We start from the raw sequence: 649 nt of genomic DNA, 5'->3' as shown, positions 1-649 counted from the left end.
AAAGCTGGAATAGGAATACCCACAATTCAAGATAGAGCAAGGCAAGCCTTGGTTAAGTCGGCTCTCGAACCTGAATGGGAATCGAGATTTGAAGGCACAAGCTACGGGTTCCGTCCAGGACGGTCAGCCCATGACGCAGTTAGCAGAATTTACACTGCCATAAATCAAGGACAATATTATGTTCTCGATGCCGATATAGCAAAATGCTCTTACCGTGAACCATGATTACCTACTGTCCAAAATTCATTGTCCAAGCAGCCTAAAAAGAGACCTGAAACAATGGCTCAAAGCGGGAGTGCTAGATAAAGGTGTATTTGAGGATACAGAAGCAGGGACACCTCAAGGAGGGGTAATAAGTCCAATACTCGCCAACATCGCACTGTTGGGAATGGAAAGGCTAGTTAAAGGAATGTATCCAAATAAAGGCACAGCCACCCAGGTGAACCTTATAAGATATGCCGATGATTTTGTGGTCATCTCCAAAGACCTAGGAATCATTGAACAGTGCCAAACTGCTATTTCTGAATGGCTAAAACCTGTAGGCTTAGAAATAAAATCTGAAAAAACTCGAATCTGCCACACGCTCAAATCTACTGAGTATGATGGTAAAACAGAAAAACCAGGGTTCGACTTTCTAGGATTCAATATC

General features: G+C 43.0%; 2 protein-coding genes. Both read left to right on the top strand.

Annotation, left to right across the window (positions count from 1 at the left end; translation table 11 throughout):
- The coding region (locus P5674_RS25560) for a reverse transcriptase domain-containing protein (protein ID WP_315670459.1) at nucleotides 1–225 on the top strand (225 nt) is incomplete at its 5' end.
- Nucleotides 215–649 (top strand): reverse transcriptase/maturase family protein (locus P5674_RS25555; RefSeq protein ID WP_315670458.1); only part of this gene is annotated, 435 nt, incomplete at its 3' end. The genes P5674_RS25560 and P5674_RS25555, both read left to right, overlap by 11 nt.

This window comes from Limnospira sp. PMC 289.06 (genome assembly GCF_032350395.1).
Taxonomy (GTDB): Bacteria; Cyanobacteriota; Cyanobacteriia; order Cyanobacteriales; family Microcoleaceae; genus Limnospira; species Limnospira platensis.
The sequence above is the reverse complement of the archived record's forward strand: the minus strand, read 5'-3'. Positions and strand labels throughout refer to the sequence as shown.